General features: G+C 72.0%; 21 protein-coding genes. 9 read left to right on the top strand and 12 right to left on the bottom strand.

Annotated elements, in window-relative coordinates; all coding sequences use genetic code 11:
* The first annotated feature begins 3 nt into the window (after positions 1 to 3).
* Genes DW297_RS17400 through DW297_RS17390 form a run of 3 tightly spaced genes read left to right on the top strand, consistent with a single transcriptional unit; the run spans position 4 to position 3302 of the window.
* Positions 4 to 1374, top strand: a complete 1371-nt coding sequence (locus tag DW297_RS17400; RefSeq protein ID WP_136034755.1) for an ABC transporter substrate-binding protein — start codon at positions 4 to 6, stop codon at positions 1372 to 1374.
* Between the two features lie 6 nt (positions 1375 to 1380).
* Entirely contained in the window at positions 1381 to 2346 is a 966-nt protein-coding gene (locus DW297_RS17395) for a carbohydrate ABC transporter permease (protein ID WP_205828325.1), read from the top strand.
* Complete coding sequence (locus DW297_RS17390; protein ID WP_136034753.1) at positions 2343 to 3302, top strand: carbohydrate ABC transporter permease; 960 nt, start codon at positions 2343 to 2345, stop codon at positions 3300 to 3302. Before DW297_RS17395 ends, DW297_RS17390 begins: the two co-directional genes overlap by 4 nt.
* A 36-nt stretch (positions 3303 to 3338) precedes the next feature.
* Here DW297_RS17390 and DW297_RS17385 read toward each other — a convergent pair whose 3' ends face one another.
* Genes DW297_RS17385 through DW297_RS17360 form a run of 6 tightly spaced genes read right to left on the bottom strand, consistent with a single transcriptional unit; the run spans position 3339 to position 7807 of the window.
* Positions 3339 to 3866 (bottom strand): hypothetical protein, encoded by a 528-nt coding sequence (locus DW297_RS17385; protein WP_136034750.1) that lies wholly within the window; start codon positions 3864 to 3866, stop codon positions 3339 to 3341.
* A 55-nt stretch (positions 3867 to 3921) separates the two neighbouring features.
* Entirely contained in the window at positions 3922 to 4383 is a 462-nt protein-coding gene (locus DW297_RS17380) for an SRPBCC domain-containing protein (protein ID WP_136034748.1), read from the bottom strand.
* A gap of 9 nt (positions 4384 to 4392) precedes the next feature.
* Positions 4393 to 5037: a dihydrofolate reductase family protein gene (locus tag DW297_RS17375; RefSeq protein WP_136034746.1), complete on the bottom strand. Its 645-nt coding sequence runs from the start codon at positions 5035 to 5037 to the stop codon at positions 4393 to 4395.
* 1 nt (position 5038) lies between these two features.
* Positions 5039 to 5377 (bottom strand): ArsR/SmtB family transcription factor, encoded by a 339-nt coding sequence (locus DW297_RS17370; RefSeq protein ID WP_136034744.1) that lies wholly within the window; start codon positions 5375 to 5377, stop codon positions 5039 to 5041.
* Positions 5378 to 5409: 32 nt separating this feature from the next.
* Entirely contained in the window at positions 5410 to 6342 is a 933-nt protein-coding gene (locus DW297_RS17365; RefSeq protein ID WP_136034742.1) for an aminoglycoside phosphotransferase family protein, read from the bottom strand.
* A gap of 13 nt (positions 6343 to 6355) precedes the next feature.
* The gene (locus tag DW297_RS17360) at positions 6356 to 7807 is read right to left on the bottom strand and encodes a DHA2 family efflux MFS transporter permease subunit (protein ID WP_136034740.1); all 1452 of its coding nucleotides are present in this window, start codon (positions 7805 to 7807) and stop codon (positions 6356 to 6358) included.
* A gap of 91 nt (positions 7808 to 7898) precedes the next feature.
* On the opposite strand from DW297_RS17360, the gene DW297_RS17355 reads away from it, so the two are divergent.
* Positions 7899 to 8348: a MarR family winged helix-turn-helix transcriptional regulator gene (locus DW297_RS17355; RefSeq protein WP_136034738.1), complete on the top strand. Its 450-nt coding sequence runs from the start codon at positions 7899 to 7901 to the stop codon at positions 8346 to 8348.
* Here DW297_RS17355 and DW297_RS17350 read toward each other — a convergent pair.
* The 4 genes from DW297_RS17350 to DW297_RS17335 form a co-directional block, all read right to left on the bottom strand.
* Positions 8321 to 9418 (bottom strand): hypothetical protein, encoded by a 1098-nt coding sequence (locus DW297_RS17350; RefSeq protein ID WP_136034736.1) that lies wholly within the window; start codon positions 9416 to 9418, stop codon positions 8321 to 8323. The genes DW297_RS17355 and DW297_RS17350 overlap by 28 nt on opposite strands.
* Before the next feature lie 91 nt (positions 9419 to 9509).
* On the bottom strand, positions 9510 to 10166 hold the full coding sequence (locus DW297_RS17345; RefSeq protein WP_136034734.1) for a response regulator transcription factor: 657 nt from the start codon (positions 10164 to 10166) through the stop codon (positions 9510 to 9512).
* Positions 10163 to 11329: a sensor histidine kinase gene (locus tag DW297_RS17340; protein WP_136034731.1), complete on the bottom strand. Its 1167-nt coding sequence runs from the start codon at positions 11327 to 11329 to the stop codon at positions 10163 to 10165. The genes DW297_RS17345 and DW297_RS17340 overlap by 4 nt, the downstream gene beginning before the upstream one ends.
* Positions 11330 to 11364: 35 nt before the next feature.
* Complete coding sequence (locus DW297_RS17335; protein WP_136034729.1) at positions 11365 to 12018, bottom strand: TetR/AcrR family transcriptional regulator; 654 nt, start codon at positions 12016 to 12018, stop codon at positions 11365 to 11367.
* A 66-nt stretch (positions 12019 to 12084) separates the two neighbouring features.
* On the opposite strand from DW297_RS17335, the gene DW297_RS17330 reads away from it, so the two are divergent.
* From DW297_RS17330 to DW297_RS17320, 3 genes are read left to right on the top strand one after another with little or no spacing between them, the layout of a single operon-like run.
* Positions 12085 to 12978, top strand: a complete 894-nt coding sequence (locus DW297_RS17330; RefSeq protein WP_136034727.1) for an SDR family oxidoreductase — start codon at positions 12085 to 12087, stop codon at positions 12976 to 12978.
* Between the two features lie 12 nt (positions 12979 to 12990).
* Positions 12991 to 13620 carry an ABC transporter ATP-binding protein gene (locus tag DW297_RS17325; RefSeq protein ID WP_136034725.1) on the top strand — a complete coding sequence of 210 codons (630 nt, stop codon included), beginning with the start codon at positions 12991 to 12993 and terminating at the stop codon, positions 13618 to 13620.
* A complete protein-coding gene (locus DW297_RS17320) occupies positions 13617 to 15119 on the top strand; it encodes a hypothetical protein (protein ID WP_136034723.1) in 1503 nt (500 codons plus the stop codon). The genes DW297_RS17325 and DW297_RS17320 overlap by 4 nt, the downstream gene beginning before the upstream one ends.
* A gap of 46 nt (positions 15120 to 15165) precedes the next feature.
* Here DW297_RS17320 and DW297_RS17315 read toward each other — a convergent pair whose 3' ends face one another.
* Together DW297_RS17315 and DW297_RS17310 are read right to left on the bottom strand one after the other, a co-directional pair.
* On the bottom strand, positions 15166 to 15450 hold the full coding sequence (locus DW297_RS17315) for a DUF1905 domain-containing protein (RefSeq protein ID WP_136034721.1): 285 nt from the start codon (positions 15448 to 15450) through the stop codon (positions 15166 to 15168).
* Between the two features lie 17 nt (positions 15451 to 15467).
* Entirely contained in the window at positions 15468 to 15848 is a 381-nt protein-coding gene (locus DW297_RS17310) for a DUF1761 family protein (protein WP_136034719.1), read from the bottom strand.
* A gap of 75 nt (positions 15849 to 15923) precedes the next feature.
* On the opposite strand from DW297_RS17310, the gene DW297_RS17305 reads away from it, so the two are divergent.
* Both DW297_RS17305 and DW297_RS17300 read left to right on the top strand, forming a co-directional pair.
* Positions 15924 to 16541, top strand: a complete 618-nt coding sequence (locus tag DW297_RS17305; RefSeq protein WP_136034717.1) for a TetR/AcrR family transcriptional regulator — start codon at positions 15924 to 15926, stop codon at positions 16539 to 16541.
* A gap of 105 nt (positions 16542 to 16646) precedes the next feature.
* Complete coding sequence (locus tag DW297_RS17300; RefSeq protein ID WP_136034716.1) at positions 16647 to 17201, top strand: TetR/AcrR family transcriptional regulator; 555 nt, start codon at positions 16647 to 16649, stop codon at positions 17199 to 17201.
* The last annotated feature ends 28 nt before the right edge of the window (positions 17202 to 17229 follow it).

Here is a 17229-nt window from a genome sequence, read left to right as displayed (position 1 = left end):
ACGATGAAGTCACCGAAGAAGGCCCTGATCGCCGGGGTCGCCGTGCTCGCCACGGCGGGCGCACTGGCCGGATGCTCCGCGAACGACACCGGTTCCGGCTCCGACGGCAGGCTCGAGCTGCGCGTCGCGACGTTCCCGCCCGGCGCCGACGCCGCCGCGTACGACGCGTTCGCGGCCCAGGAGAAGCAGTTCGAGAAGGAGCACCCCGACATCGACATCATCGGTGTCGAGTACGAGTGGGAGGGCCCGACGTTCGCCGTGCAGCTCGCGGGCGGCAGCCTCCCCGACGTGTTCACCGTGCCGTTCACCGACTCCAAGACCCTGTTGGAGAACGGACAGCTCATGGACGTGACCGACGCGATCGACGAGCTCGGCTACACCGACAAGTTCAACCCGATCATCCTCGAGGGCGTCACGGGCGACGACGGCAAGATCTACGGCTTCCCCCGTCAGGCCTACGCCGCCGCGCTGCACTACAACCGCGACCTGTTCGAGCAGGCCGGACTCGACCCCGACGACCCGCCGCAGACGTGGGACGAGATCCGCGAGGCTGCCAAGGCCATCACCGACGCCACCGGAAAGGCCGGTTACGCGCAGATGGCGATCAACAACACCGGCGGCTGGCAGCTCACCTCGCAGACCGTCGCGCGCGGCGGACGCACGCAGACCGACAACGGCGACGGCACCGCGGAGGCCACGATCGACAACGACGCCACCAAGGCCGCCCTCCAGTTCCTCCACGACGTGAAGTGGGAGGACGGGTCGTTCGGCTCCAAGGTCGACCTCGACTGGGGCACCATCAACCAGGAGTTCGCCGCGGGCAACATCGGCATGTACACCTCGGGCTCCGACATCTACACGGCCCTCGTGCGCGACTTCGGCATGGACTCGGAGATCTACGGCATGACGGTCGTGCCGATGGAGGGCGACGACGCCGGCACGCTCGGCGGCGGCGACATCGCGGTGATCAGCCCCACGGTCGACGACGCCACCAAGGACGCCGCTGTCACCTGGATCGACTGGTACTACATGCAGAAGCTGATGGACGAGGACGCGGCCGTGCAGGACGCGAAGACCCTCGACGAGTCGGGGCAGGCCGTTGGTACCCCGCTGCTGCCGGTGCTCAGCCGTCAGCTGTACGACGAGTCGCAGGTGTGGATCGCGGACTACATCAACGTTCCGGTCGACCAGATGAAGCCGTTCAGCGACCGCATCTGGGACCAGACGCCCGTGGGCGAGCCGAAGGTGAAGACCCAGGAGGTCTACGCCCTGCTCGACGCGGTGGTGCAGACCGTGCTCACCCAGCAGGACGCCGACATCGAGGCCCTGCTCGCCCAGGCGCAGACCGACGCCCAGGCGAAGCTCGACGAGTAGCGCTCCATGACGATGACGCTCCCCGAGCAGCGGGCGGCGGCGGGCACCCCTCCGCCGCCCGCTGTGCGCAAGACCCGTCGCCGCTCGCCGCTCACGTGGCTGCGCGGCGGCGGGCTCGCGAACCTCGTGTTCGTGCTGCCGATGCTGTTCGTGTTCGTGTTCTTCTCGTGGTCGCCGATCGTGCAGTCGGTGATCATGAGCCTGCAGAAGACGAACCTGATCGTCTCCGAGTGGGTCGGGTTCGACAACTACCTCGCGGTGATCGGCGACCCGGAGCTCGGCCGTGCCGTGCTCAACACGCTGTGGTTCGCGGTGCTCGCGCTGCTGTTCGGCTTCCCGCTGCCGCTGCTGATGGCGGTGCTGATGAGCGAGGTGCGCCGCGGCAAGGGCATCTACTCCGCGCTCGCCTACCTCCCGGTCGTGATCCCGCCCGTCGTCGCGGTGCTGCTGTGGAAGTTCTTCTACAGCGCCGACCCGTCCGGCGTGTTCAACACCGTGCTCGGGTGGGTGGGCATCCCGCCGCAGCCGTGGATCCAGGACGCGGTGCAGGCGATGCCGTCACTCGTGCTGGAGGCCACGTGGGCCGGGGCCGGCGGATCGATCATCATCTACCTGGCCGCGCTGCTCGGCGTGCCGCCCGAGCTGTACGACGCGGCGGAGGTCGACGGCGCCGGCATCTGGAAGAAGGTGTGGCACGTCACGCTGCCGCAGCTGCGCGGCATCCTCTTCATCATGCTGATCCTGCAGGTGATCGCCACCGCGCAGGTGTTCCTCGAGCCGTTCCTGTTCACGGGCGGCGGACCGGCGGGCGCGACCAAGACCGTGCTCCTCTACATCTACGACAAGGCGTTCCGGAACAGCCTCGGCGGCGACTACGGCGAGGCCACGGCGGTCTCGGTGCTGCTGGCGATCGTGCTGGCCGTCCTGTCCTGGGCGTACTTCCGACTGACCGACCGCTGGAGCACGACGTGAGCCTCACCACCCGCCTGTCCTCCCGCCTGTCCTCCCGCGCCGCGGAACGAGCGGCCGCCCGGGCCGCCGACGCCGTGGGCGACCGGACCGTGATCTCCGCCTCCGAGCGCCGGCGCCCCGGCATCCGCGTCGGCCTCACCCTCACGCACGTGTTCCTCGCGGTGGGTCTCGTGGTGGCCGGTCTCGGGCCGATCCTGTGGCTCGCGAAGTCCGCCGTGACCCCCACCCAGGACACCCTCCAGCAGCCGTTCGCGCTGTGGCCGAACGGCATCGACTGGGCGAACCTGGAGACGGCGTGGAACGACATCCACATCGACCAGTACTTCCTGAACACGGTCGTGATCGCGCTCGGCGCCTGGTTCGTGCAGCTGTTCGTCGCGACCACGGCCGGGTACGCGCTGTCGGTGCTGCGACCCCGCTACGCGCCGATCCTGAACGCGCTCGTGCTGGCGACGCTGTTCATCCCCGGGATCGTGCTGCTGGTGCCGCTGTACCTGACGATCGTGAACCCGCCGCTGCCCGGCGACGTGAACCTGCTCAACAACTACCTCGCGGTGTGGCTGCCGATGGGGGCGAACGCGTTCAACATCCTGCTGGTGAAGCGCTTCTTCGACTCGCTGCCGCGCGAGGTGTTCGAGGCGGCACGCACCGACGGCGCCGGGCCGTTCTGGCTGTTCTGGTCGATCGTGCTGCCGATGTCGAAGCCCATCCTCGGCGTGGTGTCGGTGTTCGCGATCATCGCGGCGTGGAAGGACTACCTGTGGCCGATGCTGGTGCTGCCCGACCCCGCGGTGCAGCCGCTGTCGGTGCGGCTCCCGGCGGTGCAGTCGCAGACCGAGCTCGACGTGTTCCTCGCGGCCCTCGCGATCGCGACGCTCATCCCGATCGCGATGTTCCTGCTGTTCCAGTCGGTGTTCTTGCGCTCGGCGGGACTGGGCGGGGCGGTCAAGGGCTGATCGCGCCCCCGACGGGGCCGACGCCGCGACCGTCGCTCAGTGGCCGTGTGCGAGCTGCTGCACGACCACGACGAGAGCGCCGAGCCCCACGAGGATCCCCATCGCGATCAGCTGCTTCCACCCGCTCAGGCCCGTGCGGCGGACCGCGACGTAGCCGATGACTCCCAGGATCGCCAGGTACACCACCGACGCGATGGTGAGCGCGGTCTGCAGCTCGATCCAGTCGAGCACCGCGGCCAGCAGGACGAGCAGAGGGATCGCGGCAGAGCCGATGGCGGTGCCGGTGAGCCGGAGCAGCTCCGTCAGCTCAGCCCCGCGCGGGAAGCGGCCGTGGGTCGCGAGGTGCGCGATCAGGTCGGCCGCGAACCCGGCGAGGGCGATCGCCACGATGCCGACAAGCAGGGTGACCGTGGCCCGCGCGGCGCTGGTGTGCTCCGCGTTCGCGTTCTGCACGAGCACGATGGCGAGCCCGGTGAAGGTGGCGTACACGCGCTCCTTGAGCGCGGCCCGCTCGACGGCCTCGTCGCGCGGCGGCCGAGAGGGGGCGGGTTCCGGCGAGCTCATGTGCGGGATGCTACCAACACGGGGCGGCGTTCAGGCGGCCTGGGTGGCCTCGGGCTCAGGCGAGGAAGGAGCCGAGCGCGTCGAGGAGCCCGCGCGTCCCGGCCTCGCGCCCTGGTCCGTCGTCCCAGAACCGGTCGAGGAAGACACCGTGCTCGGTGTGGGTGAAGCGCGTGCCGAGGTCGACCGCCTCGAACTCCAGGGATGCGACCGAGGTCGACATGTGCTCCCCGTCCAGCCACATGTCGTACGCGGTGACGATCCGCACCCGGTCGACGATGTCGGTGTAGGTGGCCACGTACCGCGACACGGGTCCGTCGTGGAACCGCCCCTCGTGGACGTCGCGCCCGCCGACGCGGAAGTCGAACGCCCACTCCCGCTCCTCGATGGCGTCCGCGTCGCCCCACCATCCGCGTTTCTGGTCCTCGTCCGCGAAGGCAGCCCACACCCGGTCGAGCGGAGCGGGGTAGTCGCGGGTGAGGGTGAATCCGGAGTGTGCGAGCCGGTGCTCCGTCGTCATCGCGGTGTCCTATCGCGTCAGGGTGACGTGGACGACGCCGCTCTCGGCCGCTTCCGTCGTCACGGTGTAGGTGTTCTCGAAGCCGGTCAGGTCGTCCCACAGGCGGTATCCGCGGCCGAGGAAGAGCGGCGCGACCAGGAGGTGCAGGTCGTCGACGAGTCCCGCGCGCAGGAACGCCTGCGCCGTGCGGTAGCCGCCACCGATGCGCACGTCGAGGTCGCCCGCGGCGTCGGACGCCTCGGCGAGCACGTCCTCGATCGCGGCATCGCGGAAGTGGAACGTGGTGCCGCCGTCCATCGGGATCGATGGGCGGGGGGCGGTGTGGGTGAGCACGTAGACGGGCGTGCCGAACGGCGGGGTGTCGCCCCACCACCCCTTCCAGTCGGGGTCGTCGGGGTGGGAGTGGAGGCCGAACATCCCGGCGCCCATGATCTCGGCCCCGACGCCCTGGAAGAACGCGCGGGCGTAGCGGTCGTCGACACTGGTGGTTCCGGCGCCGCTGGTGTCGCCGAAGATCTTCTCGCGGAACGTGCGGGTGCCCGCGTAGGCCGCGGTGAGGCGCCCCCAGTCCTCCCCCATGGGGCTGTCGGGCGTGAGGTCGGAGGGCGTGTAGCCGTCCAGGGAGGCGAACAGGTCCATGCGGACGCGGGTCATGTCAGTGCTCCTTCGGGGCGGTGCGGGCGAGGTGGATGCCCAGCCGGTCGGCGCTGTGCTCGGCCGGTGTGCGCTGCTGGCCGAGCCAGAGGTGGAGCACGTCGAGGCCGCCGGGGCGCAGGGTGACCGTGCGGACCCTGCCCTGCTTCTCCGACGTGATCACCCCCGCGGCCTCCAGGACTCCGAGGTGCTGCAGCAGCGAGGGCAGCGTCATCGTGAACGGCGCCGCGAGCTCCGAGACGATGGCGGGCGATGAGGCGAGCCTCTCGACGATCGCCCGGCGCGTGGGGTCCGCGAGGGCGCGGAGCACGGCGTCGAGGTCGTCGGGATACTTAGGCATGTACCTAAGTATTGGGCGGGGTGCCTCTCCCGTCAAGACCCTCCGCCGACGCCGACGGAGGCGAGCGCCTCGTCCACGACCTTCGCCGGGACACCGACGGCGGTGTGACCGTCTTCGATGTCCCACAGCGTGTTCTGCAGCAGCCGCGCGCGCGTCCACGCGGCGGCGCGGCGGCGATCCAGGTCGAGCATCTCGGTCAGGATGTCGAAGCGGCGTCGCACGAGGCGCCCGGCATCGGCCGCCCCGCCGGCACTCCACCGGCTGTCCAGGGCGGGCCAGAGGTCGAATCCGGGATCGCCCACGAGCGGCTCGGGGTCGATCGCCAGCCACGGCGCACGGTCGGCGGCGAGCACGTTGCCGTCGTGCAGGTCCCAGTGCAGGAGGCGATCTCCGGGCTCGGGCTGCACCTCCGCGACGGTGCGCACCCACCGGTCGAGTCGCGTGCGGTCGTCGCCGTCGAGCACCCGCGCCGCGGCCGGCGCCGCCTCGATCATCTCCGCCGCGACCACCCCGAGGCGCGGAAGACCCTCGGGGGCGGGTGCGCGATGCAGCTGCCGCAGCAGGTCGCCGATGACCCGGACGACCTCGTCGTCGTCGTCGATCGCGGCGAGAGGCCGCTCGGCATCCAGGCGCTCGAGCAGCATGGCACCCCGGGTTTCGTCGCTGTCCAGAAGGCGGACGGCACCCCGTCCGTCCCAGCCGGTGAGACCGAGGATCGCCGCCGTGGTCTCGGCGCGCGGCACCTGCAGCTTGAGCGCGGCCGGGGCGCCCTCCTCGTCGCGCACCGGCACGACGAGGCCCGCCTCCCCCGCCCGCACCTCGCCGTCGGGTCGCAGCGCCCACCGCTGGAAGAGCTCGTGCGCGACCGCGGGGACGGCGCTCACCCACTCCCTGGTCGCGGCGTCGCCGGCCTCGAACCGCTCGCGGATCGGACGCGGAAGAGCGAGTCGGTCCTCGTTGGTCATGCTCGCCAGTCCATCACAGCGCGGTCGGCACGTCGCGTCGATCCCGGTCCGCGGACCCCCGGGCCTCCTCCGGGATCCGTCGCCGCAGCACGACCCCCGCGACGACGAGCGCGACGCCGAGGACGCCCGCGATCGCGAGGGCTCCGACCGCGAGCCCGTCGCGGAGTGCGACCCGCTCGTCGGCGCCGGCAGCGACGAGTGTCGACGTGACCACCCCGCTGAGAGACGCGACGACCGCCGTCCAGACCGCACCGCCGATCATCCCGGTCGAGTTGGCGAGCCCCGACACCACGCCGACCTGGTCCGGCGCGGCGCCGGACATCGCGAGGCCCATGATCGGCGGGAGCACGGTGCCGATGCCGAGGCCCAGCAGGAGCAGCGGAACGAGCACGTCCGCGAGGTAGCCCCCGTCGACGGGCACGTGCGAGAGCAGCAGCGCACCCGCCAGGAAGACCAGGAGTCCCAGGACGAGCGCGATCCGCTCGCCGAAGCGCGCCGTGACGAACGGGGCGAGGAGGATCGAGGCGATCGCGGTGACGACCGTCAGCGGAACGAACGACAGCGCCATCTGCATCGGGGCGTATCCGAGCACCTGCTGCAGAAGCAGGGTCGCGAGGAAGAAGGAGCCGTAGAGGGCGCCGGTGACCAGGAACTGCACGACGTTCGCTCCCGCGACGTCGCGATCCTTCAGGATGCGCAGGGCGAGCAGTGGCACCCGCGCGGTGCGCTGCCGCACGACGAACGCGATCAGCAGGACGACGGCGACGCCGAGGGCAACGAGGGTCTGGCCGCCCCAGCCGAGGTGCTCGGCCGTGATGACGCCGTAGACCAGCAGCGACACCGCCGACACGAGCAGACCGGCGCCGAGGATGTCGAGTCCGGCGGTCAGACCGGGGCCGCGACCGCGGGGCAGCAGACGCCAACCGACGACGAGGCTGAGCAGTCCGATCGGGAGGTTGATGAAGAACAGCCACTGCCAGCTGGTCAGCTGCATCAGCACCCCGCCCACGAGGAGCCCGAGCGCACCGCCCCCGGCGAACGTGAAGCTGTAGAACCCGATGGCCCGCGTCTGTTCCCGCTGGTCGGTGAACATGGTCACGATCAGGGCCAGGGTGACCGCGGTGATCATCGCAGCGCCGCCGCCCTGGGCGAAGCGCGAGATCACGAGCATCGTGGCGTTCGACGACAGCCCCGCCGACACCGAGGCGACGGTGAAGACGGACACGCCGATCAGCAGCACGCGCCGATGCCCGATCAGGTCGCCGAGGCGTCCGGCGAAGATCAGCAGACCGCCGTACGCGAGGAGGTAGGCGTTGATCACCCAGGACACCCCGGCCTGGGTGAACCCGAGCTCGCGCTGCATCACCGGCAGCGCGACGTTGACGATGGTCTCGTCGAGGACCGTCATCAGGGTGCCGATGCAGAGGACGCTGAGCGCCGTCCAGCGGGCGCGGGCGGAATTCATGGTGGTGGCCCTTCGATAGGAAAGTGAGGTGGTCAGACAGTAGCAGATGATCTATTTTTAGACGATATAAGTGCGATGCTATTCTGTTGACATGATCGCGCGCACGGTGAGCGACCTCGTGGTGCAGCTGCAGCTGCTGACCCGGTCGATCGAACAGCAGGCCACCGCGCAGTTGGAGACGCAGGACACCACGCTGCGCACGGTGAGCGTCCTCCTCTGCGCCGCAGCCGGCGAGAAGACGCAGAAGGAACTCGCGGAACTGGCCTGCCTCGACAAGTCGACGATGGTGAACACCCTCGATGCCCTCGAACGCGCGGGACTGGCCGAGCGGCGCGTCCTGGCGGAGGACCGCCGTGTGCGGATCGTGGAGGTCACCGACCGAGGGCACGCGATCGTGTCGTCCACCGCCGGCGCCCTCGACGACCTCTATTCGTCGCTGCTCGACCGCCTCCCGGAAGAGGACAGGGAGCCCTTCCTGCGCTCCCTGTCCCGGCTCACGCAGGCCCCGTCGCCTCAGCCGGCGGACGCCGTCGCAGGCTGACGGGCCGGTCGCGTGGCCCTGACCATCGCGTATCCCCACGTCGCGAGACCGAGCAGCGGACCCCAGAGCCAGAACGGGAACATGAGCAGCAGATAGCCGGTGTCACCGATCGATCCCGTCCCCTCGACCGCGAACTGCAGCCCGGCAGCCGTGAACAGGACGCTCACGACGCTCGCGGGGATGATGGCCAGCGCGGGCGGGACCCGTCGCCCTCCGAGGCCGGCGAGGCTGCGCGGGAACCGGAGTCCCCACGGACGGATGAGGCCCAGCGTGAGCACACCGCCCGCCAGCATCCCCGCACCGAGCACGAGACCCACCACCCGGACGGTGGGCTCTGCGGCGAAGAGTTCCGCGCTCCCCCCGAAGAGCGGCCACGGCGTCAGCCAGCTTGCCCGCGCGACGACATAGGGCAGCGCGCACGCCGCCGCGACGACCGTGAGCGACCGGCGGTGTCGGAGCACCGCGATGGCCAGCCGCCCGCGGGCACCAGCGGCCTCGCCGATGGTCCAGATCAAGAGACCGGCGGACGCGACGACGTGGGCAAGCGGGACGGCGGCGCCCGGGAGCATCGCACCGAGCGCCTCCGCGACCCGGGGCACGAGCTCGCCCGATCCGAACGCGAGCGCCGCCGCGGCGACACCGATCAGCACAGCCCCGAGCAGAAGCCCCCTCCAGGGACGGCGAAGCGCCACCAGCACCACCAGGGCGACGATTCCCCCGACCACGCTCACCGCGAAGGCGTACCCCGCAGCCGGGATGATGCCGCCGGGCGTCGTCAGTGCAAGCAGCAGCGCGGCGACCAGCGCCGCCGTGCGGACGAGCCACGGAGGAACACTGCGGAACACCGCCCTGGCGACCAGCGCACCGACCGAGAGGACGAGCGCGGCCAGCGCACCGATGAGCGAGAGGGCGCGTTCGACCCCGGCGCCGAGGTGGCCCGCGAGACTGGAGGGCAGCGGATCGATGCCCGGGACGACCATCGTCGCCAGGGTGAAGGCGGCGACGGCCAGGGCGCCGGCGGCCACGGCGACGAGAGTGCAGAAGGTGGCGGGGCGACTCAGAGGTGACATGCCTCCACGCTAGGAATCCGCGGATCCCGCGACCTCGCCCGCAGGAGGCGTCACCCTCACCCGTCCGGGTGATCCTTCCGGGCCCGCCCGGTCACCCGCGCGGACGCAACAGCCCGTTCTCGTACGCCCAGATGACGACGTGCACGCGGTCGGGCACGTCGAGCTTGGCGAGCACCGCCTTGACGTGCGTCTTCACGGTGTTCGCCGACAGGAAGAGCCGACGCGCGATGTCGTCGTTCGAGGCGCCGGTGGCCAGCGCGCGCGCCACCTCCCGCTCCCGCGGGCTGAGCCGTGCGAGCACCTCGGGCGGATCGACCGTCGGAGCCCCGTCACGCACGAACCCCAGCAGCGCCGCCGTCGCGCGCGGCGACAGCACGGACCCCTCCTCGGCCACCGTGACCGCGGCGTCGGCGAGCGCCTGCGGTGTCGCATCCTTCGTGAGGAAGCCGCTCGCGCCCTCGCGGATCGCGGCGTACACGTACTCGTCGAGGTCGAACGTGGTGAGGATCAGCACGCGGAGGCGGGGACGGATGCGCAGGATCTCGCGCGTCGCGGCGATCCCGTCCATCCCGGGCATGCGGATGTCCATCAGGACCACGTCGACGGCGTGGGCGCGGACGTGCTCGACGGCGGCCTCGCCCGACGCGACGGCGACGACCTCCGCGATGCGCGCGTCCCGTTCGAGGGTCAGCGCGATCGCGGTGCGCAGCAGCTCCTGGTCGTCCACGAGCAGCACCCGCACACTCATGCCGCGCTCCGCGTCACAGGGAGGTCGACCTGCACGCACCAGCCCGCGGGACTCCGGGGTCGTGCGGTGAGCGTGCCACCCGCCAGCCGCACGCGTTCGGCGATCCCGATCAGCCCGATGCCGCTGCCGAGGTCGGACTCGGCAGGACCAGTGCCGCCGTCGTCGGTCACCGTCGCCCGCAGCCGGCCGGGGAGCCAGCGGAGGCGCACGTCGATCACGACCGGGGCCGACGTGTGCCGCAGGGCGTTGGTGAGCGCCTCCCGCACGGCGTGATGCAGCGCGAGGGCGGCGTCGGCGCGCAGCGGACCCCGCTCGCCCGACTCCTCGAGCAGCGCCCGCACCGACGGAGTGCGCACGCTCTCCACGAGGGCCGCGAGGGAGTCGACCGTGGGCAGCGGTTCACGCGGCGCCTCCGGTGCCACGGTCGACCGCATGCTGCGCAGCGCCTCCCGGCCGGTGTCGACGACGATCGCGAGGGAGGCGTCGCTGCGGGCGGGATCGTCGTCGCGCGTCAGCCGAGCGACCTCCGCCTGGGCGATCATGACGGTCACGGCGTGGGCGACGACGTCGTGCAGGTCCCGGCTGATGCGGGCGCGCTCATCCGTGATCGCACGCGCGACGCGGGCCGTGGCGCGCTCCTCCGTCTGATCCCTGCGCACGCGGACGACGAGGCCGAGCGCCCAGGCGGCCGCGATCGCGCCGCAGAGGCCGACGAACGTGCCGAGCCGGAAGTCGCCGAGGTGCGGTTCGACCACCGCGATGAGGGCGGCGCCGCCGATGCCGCCCGCCAGCGCCAGCATCGGGAACGGCCGACGCGAGCGCGCGGCCACCTGGCCGACCACCAGCAGGTAGGCCGCGGCCGAGGGCAGGAAGGCGGTGGGGACGGCGGCGGTCGGCGACAGGAGGACGAGGACGAGCATGACCGCGTCGGCGGCGGCGAGGGCGGCGAGGGGATGACGGATCGCGACGAAGGTCGCGGCATGCACGAGCAGGCAGAGGGTGACGACGATGGCGAACGCGAACGGCTCGGGGCGGAACGCCGGGTCCCCCAGCACGGCGAGGCTCGATGGCAGCAGCACGATTGCGGCGATCACGGCGACGAGGAGGTCCACGCGCACCCAGGCGCGCCCCGTCGACTCGACCGCCCTGGTGTCCGACCTCATCGTCCTCATGCTTCCACCCCGCAGGCTCGCGCGGCTCACCCGGACGGGTGAGTTCCGCGGCCTCCGCCGTCGTCCCCACCCGGTGTCGCGGCGGATGGGCGGAACCCGCGGAGGGCCGCGTCCAGCGCCCCGCGCATCGCGGTGCGCCTCCCCTCACCGTCGACGCCGCGGAGAGCGGCGTCGATTCCGGCGCCCTCGACCGCTCCCAGCGCCGCTCCCACCATCGGCGCGACGTCGGCGGCGCCCGCGTCGGTGCGCGCCGAGATCTCCCGGGTGAGCGCGCGCGCCAGCGCCAGGAGCTGAGTGGCGAGGGCGCGCGGGAACTCGCCGCGAGCCCCGAGGGCCGCGCGGATCGATGCCTGCCGAGCGAGCGCCGCGTCGGTGGTGGAGGCGTCGATGAGCACTCGCAGGGCCTCCCGCACGCGGTCGGCGGCGTGCGGTGAGGCACTGTCGTGGGCGGCGCCCAGGGCGAGCGCCGTGAAGTCGTGCACGTGGGCGAAGAGCACGTCCTCCTTCGCGGGGAAGTGCACGTAGAAGGTGCGCTCCGAGACGTTCGCGTGGCGCGCGATCTGGGCGACCGTCGTGGCGTCGTACCCCTGGGCGTGGAAGAGCTCGGACGCGCTGGCCAGCACGGCCTGTCTGGTCCGCCGGCGTCGGGCCTCGTGCCCGTTCTCGTGCGCCTCTCGCATGAGTTGAGCCTAGCGTCGCCCCGCCATAAGTTTGCAGATCTGCACTCTTTCGTCCATGCTGTGATCATGGATGCCGACCCCCGCCTGTACGTGGTCACCGGAGCGGACTCCGGCCTCGGCCGCGCCGTCGCCGAGCGGCTCTCCGCTCAGGGCCGGGTGATCACGTGCGGCATCGGCGACACGGTCGACGTCCGTGCCGACCTGGCGACGCCCGAGGGCCGCGCGCGGCTGCGCATCGAGGTCGACGCGCGCAGCGGCGGCCGCGTGGACGGCGTCGTCGCGGCGGCCGGCATCGGCGCACCGCGGGTGGAGACCGTGGCCCTCAACTACTTCGGCGCCGTCGCCGTCCTGGAGGACCTGCGGCCGCTTCTCGCCCGGTCAGCCGCCCCCGCCGCCGCCGTCGTGTCCTCGTCGTCGACGCTGAACCGCGGGAGCGGTGCACTGGTGCGGGCGTGCCTGCGGGGCGATGAGGCGACCGCGCGGCGCGTGGCCGCAAGGCTCATCCGCACGCGCCGCGGCAGCCAGCTCTACCGCTCCAGCAAGATCGCTCTCAACCAGTGGATCCGGACCGCCTCCGTGCGGCCGGAGTGGGCGGGTCGCGGCATCGTCGTGAACGCGGTCGCACCGGGGATCATCGCCACGGAACTGGTGATGCAGAGCTGGGAGCGCGAGCGGCGCCTGCTGGAGACGGCGCTGCCGCAGCCGCTGGGGGCACCGGGGCCGGTCGCGTCCGTCGCCGCCCTGCTCGCCCATGCCGTATCCGCCGAGAACCGATTTCTGACCGGCCAGGTCATCTACTGCGACGGCGGGACCGATGCCCTGACGCGGGGCACCCGACCGCAGCGGATCTTCCTGCGCTACCGCCCCCGCGAGATCCGCACACTGCTGCGGGAGTCGCGCCGGCTCAGCGCGCCGCCGTCGCCGACCCGCCCGGACCTCACTCGGGGGGCGGGCAGCTGAAAGGATGTGTCCATGATCGAGGTGGACGGTGTCACGGTGCGCACGGGCGACCTGACCCTCCTCCCGGCCGTCACGGTGTCCGCGCAGCGGGGCTCCGCGCTGGTGATCCGCGGGGCGAACGGCTCGGGCAAGTCGACGCTGCTGCGCGTGCTGGCGGGCACCCGCATGCCCTCGCACGGCCGTGTCCGCATCGACGGAGAGCCGGTGACGCCGCGTGATCCCGGGTTCCGCCGCCGCGTCGCCGCGATGATCGGCCTGCCGCCGACCGCGCCCGACCTCACGGTGTTCGAGCACGCCCTCCTGGTGGCGACGACGTGGACGGACGATGCCGCCGGCGCCGCGGAGCAGGCGCGGCGCGTGCTCGCCGAGCTCGGGCTCACCCCCCTCGAGCACCGTTTCCCCCACGAGCTGTCGTCCGGTCAGACGCAGCTGTTCGGCATCGCGCTCGTGCTCGCGCGGCCGTTCGAGGTGCTGATCCTCGACGAGCCGGAGCAGCGCCTCGACCCTGAGCATCTGGAGACGATGATCGGCGTGCTGCGGGCGCGCCGCGCCGACGGTGCCGCCGTGGTCGTGTCGACGCACAGCCCCACGCTCGCGGAGGCGATCGCCGACCAGACGCTGTGGCTGGACGCGGCAGCGTGAGCACCCGCGTCACCGCGGCCGTGCGGGTCTGGCGTTCTCGGAGCGCCCGCACCCGCGCCGACCACGCGTACGCCGCGTACCTCGGGCTCCTGGTGGCGCTGGTGGCGGTCGTCCCCCTCGTCCGAGCGGCGTGGCTGGGTCTGACCGGTCCGCAGGCGACGCTCGCGCTGACCTCGGGCGAAGCGCCTGGCGCGACCGTCGCGATCGTCGCCGGGCTGTGGGGCGGGGCCCTGCTCTGTGGCCCGAAGAGGGGACCGGCACTGCGGGCACCATTCCTCACGCATGCCCTCGCCTCGGCAGAGCTCGGCAGGACGGACGTCTTCCGTGGCCCGGTGCTGCGGGCCGGCGTCGTCGTCGCGACCCTGACCACCGCGTCGGCGGCGATGGTGGGCCTTGCCGTGGCCGCGAGCCATGGAACCGGGATGCTCGATGTCACCGTGTTCGTCGTGGCGGGCGCGCTGGTCGGCGTCATCGCGACCATCCTGTGGCTGATCGGCCAGGTGTTTCCTCGCGCGGCGTTGCCGGGTGCGGCGGCGGTCGTCGCCCTCGGCGCCGCGACCACGGCCGCGCCGGGTCTGCGGCCGTTCACGCCCTGGGGCTGGGCCGGGCTCGCGTTCCCCGCCGGCGACGCACTGCCCGCGCTCGCCGCGCTGGTCGCGCTGAGCGCGCTGGCCGTCGCGCTGGCCGCCACGGTGCCGGCGCTGCTGGATCGGCTGGAGCTCACCGACCTGCTCGCCCAGTCGCTGCGCTGGGACTCGGCGACCGTGCGGGCGACGGGGATGGACTTCGGGGCCGCGGCCGCGGTCTACCGGACTCCTCCGCGGTTCGGTCGACGGGTTCGTGCCGTGCGGCCGCACCGATGGTCCACGGTCGTGCTGCTGCGCAGTGACGCGGTCGGAGCCGTGCGCACTCCCGGGCGGCTCCTCCTCGGTGTGGTCGCCGTTGCCGGCGCCGGCGTGCTGGGCGCGTTCGCCGTGGGCGCGTCGGGGCAGCAGTGGGCCTGGGGTGCGGCGGCCGGCGTGCTCCTGTTCGCCGGGCTCGGTCCCCTCACCGACGGGATCCGGCACGCCGTGGCCGCGGCCGCCGATCTGCCGCTCTATGGGATGAGCGACGAACGACTCCTCGCCGGACACGCCCTCTTCCCGGTGTCCGTCTCGACCGCCGTGCTGCTCGTGGTGGCGGCCGTGTGCGCGGCCGCGACGGGGTCGACCGTCTGGCCACCGGTCCTCGGAGTGCTGCTCCTCGGACTGTTCGGGGTCCTCACGCGGCTGGCGACCGCACTCCAGGGGCCGCTTCCGCCCGCGCTGCTCGCGCCGATGCCGACGCCGATGGGCGACCTCGGTGGCGCCGTGCGCTTCGCCTGGGCACTCCAGGGGGTGCTGCTCGCGGGGCTCGCGGGCGCCGCGACCGCGATGATCGTCGACGTGCCCGGCTTCGCGCTCGGCACCGCGGTCGTCCTGATCGGGCTCTGCGCGCACCGCTGGCGCCACCGGCACTAGGACCACCGGTGCGGGCCGTGCCGAGCGTGCCGAGACCCGGCCGCGGTCAGTTCAGGCGCTCGGTCAGGTGCACCGTGACGCTGTCGCCGTCGGTCTTGCCGATGCGCCGGCGGATGGCGGCCGCGACGGGGAGCTTGTGCGTGCCGTCGCCGAGGGCCATGAACGCGCCGCGGAAGGGTTCGCCGTCGACCGTTCCCGCGACCTTCACCAGGCCGCGCGTTCCGAAGATCGTCGCCGAGTCGGGCAGTTGCACGCACGTCCAGGTGTCGCCGTCGCGGACCTTGCCGAGCGTCGCGGTGAAGGTGATGTCGAGCGGAGTGCTGTTCGTCATTGTGGCTCCCGTGCAGTTCAGAGGAAGAGCCCGACGATGGCGCCGGTGAGCACGAGCTTCACGACCCAGTCGAGCAGGTGGACACCGGCCGCGGGCACGGCCGTGTTCTCGTGGATCACGCCGCCCGAGAGCAGGGTGAGGGGAAGCACGGAGAGCGCGAGCCCGAGCAGCGCTCCGGCTCCGGCGCCGTGCCACCCCGCGGTCGCCATGAGCCCGGCGATCAGCCCGGCGGCGAGCAGGCTGCGGACGACGACCGTGAGCATCTGCACGGCGACGGGGAGCCCGGGGCGCGGGGTGCTGGTCCGTGCGATGAGCGTCGAGACCGCGGGGATGGCGTAGAGCGCGGCGCTGGCGAGGAACGAGGCCACCGTGGCGAGGGCGATGCCGAGGACGATCATGAGCGGCTCCTTTAGTACCGATTGGTACGAAACTACGCTCGGCATAGAGAACTGTCAAGTACTAAAGTGGGCGGTATGACCTCGCGCGCCTCCGGCCCCGGCCGCCCGCCCGGACTCACCGGCGACGCCCTCCTCGCCACCGCGCGCGACGTGTTCCTGGAGCACGGGTACGCCGGGGCGTCCATGGAGGAGGTCGCCCGACGGGCCCGCATCTCCAAGGCCTCGCTCTACCGCGACCACTCCTCCAAGACCGAGCTGTACACCGCGGTCGTGCGGCAGTGGGCGGCCGCGGGCCGCGACGCGATGCGCCCGGCGCTCGAACGGCTCGCCGCCGACGACGATGTGCGCCGCGGCCTCACCGAGCTCGCGGAGACCATGCGTGCGGGGATCCTGAGCGAGCCCGTGCTGCGGATGCGACGCCTCGTGATCGCCGAGGCCCCGGCCCACCCCGAGGTCGCGCGGCTCTACCTCGAGGAGAGCTGGAACCGGAACATCCAGAACCTCGCCGACACGCTCGCGCAGCTCCCCGTCGACCGCGGTCTGCAGATCGACGATGCGCACGCCGCGGCCTCGGAGTTCACGTGGCTCGTGATCGGGCCCGCCCTGAACGCGCAACTGCTGGGGGTCGACGAGACGGGCGGCCCAGCGCCCCGCGCGGTGGACGCGTTCCTCGCCCGCTACGGACGGCCCTGACCCGTCAGTACAGTTGAGAAGCCGACTCTCAGTGACGCCGCGCTCGACGGAGTTGCCGAGTCGAAAGCCCCCGGCATACGCGAATCCCTCAAGAGGAGGACGACCATGGGACGAACGACCGGGCGCGGCCCCGATGACACGAAGCAGCTCATACTCGACGCCGCAAAAGCGGTGGTGATCTCTCACGGCGCAAAGGCGACGCTCGATGACGTGGCTGCGGCGGCCGGCCTCTCACGCGGCGCAGTCATCTACCACTACAGCTCGAAGAACGCGTTATGGACGGCTCTCGCGGAGCACGTCCTGTTCCAGTTCCGCACCCTGGTTCACGACCGTCTCGAGGAGGGTGACACCCCCGGGCGTCTAGCGCGGGCATTCATTGCGGCGTCACTCGATGGCGACCTGATCGAAGAGGTGGGTGAGCGACTCTTCCTCCTCGCATCGCTCGCTATCGCGCCCGGCGTAAAGGAGATAGTGGCAGCGGACAACACAGCCTGGAAGACGGCACTGGCGAACGATGGGCTGCACGTCGGTGCCCAAGCAGTGATATCGAGCTCGGTGGACGGAGCTGGGCTCGCGGCGGGCTGGGGACTTGCACCGTCGAAGAAGGAGTTGCGAGCGCTGCGAGGGGAACTCGAACGCCTGGCGACGCCTGAGCCCTGAGTGCACCACCACTGTCGAGCAGCTACCA

Source organism: Microbacterium sp. PF5 (genome assembly GCF_004794315.1).
Classification (GTDB): domain Bacteria; phylum Actinomycetota; class Actinomycetes; order Actinomycetales; family Microbacteriaceae; genus Microbacterium; species Microbacterium sufflavum.
Note: the sequence above shows the minus strand (reverse complement) of the source record. Positions and strands in the feature narration are given on the sequence as shown.

Excerpts from the sequence above, each read along its gene's own strand:
- DW297_RS17400 (WP_136034755.1), top strand. The coding sequence starts at position 4 with ATGAAGTCACCGAAGAAGGCCCTGATCGCCGGGGTCGCCGTGCTCGCC.
- DW297_RS17395 (WP_205828325.1), top strand. The coding sequence starts at position 1,381 with ATGACGATGACGCTCCCCGAGCAGCGGGCGGCGGCGGGCACCCCTCCG.
- DW297_RS17385 (WP_136034750.1), bottom strand. The coding sequence starts at position 3,866 with ATGAGCTCGCCGGAACCCGCCCCCTCTCGGCCGCCGCGCGACGAGGCC.
- DW297_RS17380 (WP_136034748.1), bottom strand. The coding sequence starts at position 4,383 with ATGACGACGGAGCACCGGCTCGCACACTCCGGATTCACCCTCACCCGC.
- DW297_RS17375 (WP_136034746.1), bottom strand. The coding sequence starts at position 5,037 with ATGACCCGCGTCCGCATGGACCTGTTCGCCTCCCTGGACGGCTACACG.
- DW297_RS17370 (WP_136034744.1), bottom strand. The coding sequence starts at position 5,377 with ATGCCTAAGTATCCCGACGACCTCGACGCCGTGCTCCGCGCCCTCGCG.
- DW297_RS17365 (WP_136034742.1), bottom strand. The coding sequence starts at position 6,342 with ATGACCAACGAGGACCGACTCGCTCTTCCGCGTCCGATCCGCGAGCGG.
- DW297_RS17360 (WP_136034740.1), bottom strand. The coding sequence starts at position 7,807 with ATGAATTCCGCCCGCGCCCGCTGGACGGCGCTCAGCGTCCTCTGCATC.
- DW297_RS17355 (WP_136034738.1), top strand. The coding sequence starts at position 7,899 with ATGATCGCGCGCACGGTGAGCGACCTCGTGGTGCAGCTGCAGCTGCTG.
- DW297_RS17350 (WP_136034736.1), bottom strand. The coding sequence starts at position 9,418 with ATGTCACCTCTGAGTCGCCCCGCCACCTTCTGCACTCTCGTCGCCGTG.
- DW297_RS17345 (WP_136034734.1), bottom strand. The coding sequence starts at position 10,166 with ATGAGTGTGCGGGTGCTGCTCGTGGACGACCAGGAGCTGCTGCGCACC.
- DW297_RS17340 (WP_136034731.1), bottom strand. The coding sequence starts at position 11,329 with ATGAGGTCGGACACCAGGGCGGTCGAGTCGACGGGGCGCGCCTGGGTG.
- DW297_RS17335 (WP_136034729.1), bottom strand. The coding sequence starts at position 12,018 with ATGCGAGAGGCGCACGAGAACGGGCACGAGGCCCGACGCCGGCGGACC.
- DW297_RS17330 (WP_136034727.1), top strand. The coding sequence starts at position 12,085 with ATGGATGCCGACCCCCGCCTGTACGTGGTCACCGGAGCGGACTCCGGC.
- DW297_RS17325 (WP_136034725.1), top strand. The coding sequence starts at position 12,991 with ATGATCGAGGTGGACGGTGTCACGGTGCGCACGGGCGACCTGACCCTC.
- DW297_RS17315 (WP_136034721.1), bottom strand. The coding sequence starts at position 15,450 with ATGACGAACAGCACTCCGCTCGACATCACCTTCACCGCGACGCTCGGC.
- DW297_RS17310 (WP_136034719.1), bottom strand. The coding sequence starts at position 15,848 with ATGATCGTCCTCGGCATCGCCCTCGCCACGGTGGCCTCGTTCCTCGCC.
- DW297_RS17305 (WP_136034717.1), top strand. The coding sequence starts at position 15,924 with ATGACCTCGCGCGCCTCCGGCCCCGGCCGCCCGCCCGGACTCACCGGC.
- DW297_RS17300 (WP_136034716.1), top strand. The coding sequence starts at position 16,647 with ATGGGACGAACGACCGGGCGCGGCCCCGATGACACGAAGCAGCTCATA.